This window comes from Acidithiobacillus albertensis, assembly GCF_001931655.1.
GTDB classification, from domain to species: Bacteria; Pseudomonadota; Gammaproteobacteria; order Acidithiobacillales; family Acidithiobacillaceae; genus Acidithiobacillus; species Acidithiobacillus thiooxidans.
The window spans coordinates 1-1,684 of record NZ_MOAD01000073.1 but is presented as its reverse complement, the minus strand read 5'-3'; the positions used below and the strand labels follow the sequence as shown (position 1 = coordinate 1,684).

The 1,684-nt window shown below is 51.5% G+C and carries 2 protein-coding genes; both read left to right on the top strand.

Annotated elements, in window-relative coordinates:
- Positions 1–320 (top strand): hypothetical protein (locus tag BLW97_RS19580; protein ID WP_158025239.1); only part of this gene is annotated, 320 nt, incomplete at its 5' end.
- 176 nt (positions 321–496) lie between these two features.
- A partial coding sequence (locus BLW97_RS17990) for a trypsin-like peptidase domain-containing protein (RefSeq protein WP_075324160.1) occupies positions 497–1,684 on the top strand: 1,188 nt, incomplete at its 3' end.

Below are 1,684 nucleotides of genomic sequence, written 5' to 3'. Positions count from 1 at the left end.
TCTCTTTTTTGTTGCTTTTTACTGTTATCGGACTGTCTGGATGTTCCTTCGGACCTAGCCATCAGGATGTACGTCGGGCACTCAAAAAAGCAGATATTATCCGCGCCATTAAAGACAACAACATGGACATGAATATTACCAAGAGTCAGAGGCAGCATATTGATCAGGAAGTCAAAGAAACAAAAATCAATCAGTGCAGACATTTGCACGGTCTGATTTATCGATGCTCCATGATCAGTAACGGTCAAATTCAGCTGATCGAAGTCGGGAAACCGGGCGGAAGCCATTGGGAGGTCATCAACAATAATCATCTGAACTAACCCAGTCATGGCAGCGCGTTTTGAGATCGTGGCTGACGATGGACTGAGGCCTGAATCGTTAAGTATCCATTGTGCTCATTCCATTGCCACATAAAATGACGGTATATGTAATTATAATTCCATGTTTTTGGCCCATTTATGCATCCTGCAATATCACGATTCGTAAGGAGAGTCCTATGGCGAATAGTCGCCCGAAAACCCTGTTGAAACGCCCGAAACTACTGATTACTGCTGTTGTCGCTGCGTGCTTTGGTTTTACCCTGGGCGCCACCGAATGGGCACAGGCCGATGCCACCCCTACGGCTCCCGCCTTATCCATCAACACCAACACCGCACCCCAACAGGCGCTGGTTGCCCTCCCGGACTTTACCCCCATTATTGATCGCTATGGTCCGGCAGTGGTGAACATCAGCAGCACCACCAACAAAGTCATCCACCAACAGCACAATCCGTTTCCGCCAAATTCTCCTTTTTACCAGTTTTTTCAGCACTTCGGCGCACCCGGACAAGCCGGTCCCAGCCATCAGCAGCACGAAAAAATTCAATCACTGGGTTCCGGATTTATCATCAGCCCGGATGGTTACATTGTCACCGCCGGTCACGTAGTACGGGGTGCCAATCATATTGTCGTCACCCTGACCAATCATCATGCCTATCCCGCCAAACTGATTGGACTTTCGGTGCGATACGACACGGCCCTGCTGAAAATTGATGCCAAGGATCTTCCCACTGTCCCTATCGGCAATTCTGATCATCTGAAAGTCGGACAGTGGTTGCTGGCTGTAGGTGCGCCCTTCGGTTTTTACAATACCGTCACCCAGGGGGTGGTCAGCGCCATGAACCGGCCGTTGCCTGATGACGAATACATTCCTTTCATCCAGAGCGACGTGCCCATTAATCCCGGCAACTCCGGTGGTCCGCTCTTTAACATGAAGGGCCAGGTGATCGGCATCAATGATCAGATTTATACCAACAGCGGCGGATATATGGGATTGTCATTCTCCATCCCCATCAATACCGTCATGCGTGTGGTGCAGGACTTCAAGGACCATAAACCCATTCAGTTCGGGTATCTGGGTGTCGAAGTGCAGGATGTCACCCCGCAAATGGCCCAGGCCCTGCATCTTCAGGAACCGGTAGGCGCCCTCGTGGCTTCGGTGATGCCGGGCAGCCCCGCTGCCAAGGCCGGCATTCAGCCCGGTGATGTCATTGTGACTTATGACAGCAAACCGGTTTACAACGTCGGGCAACTGCCGCCCATGGTCGGCAACACGGTTCCCGGCACCCATGCCAGCGTAGGTATCCTCCATCATGGTGTCGCGGAAACTAAAAATGTCCTGGTCACCGCCCTGCCGAAAAACATG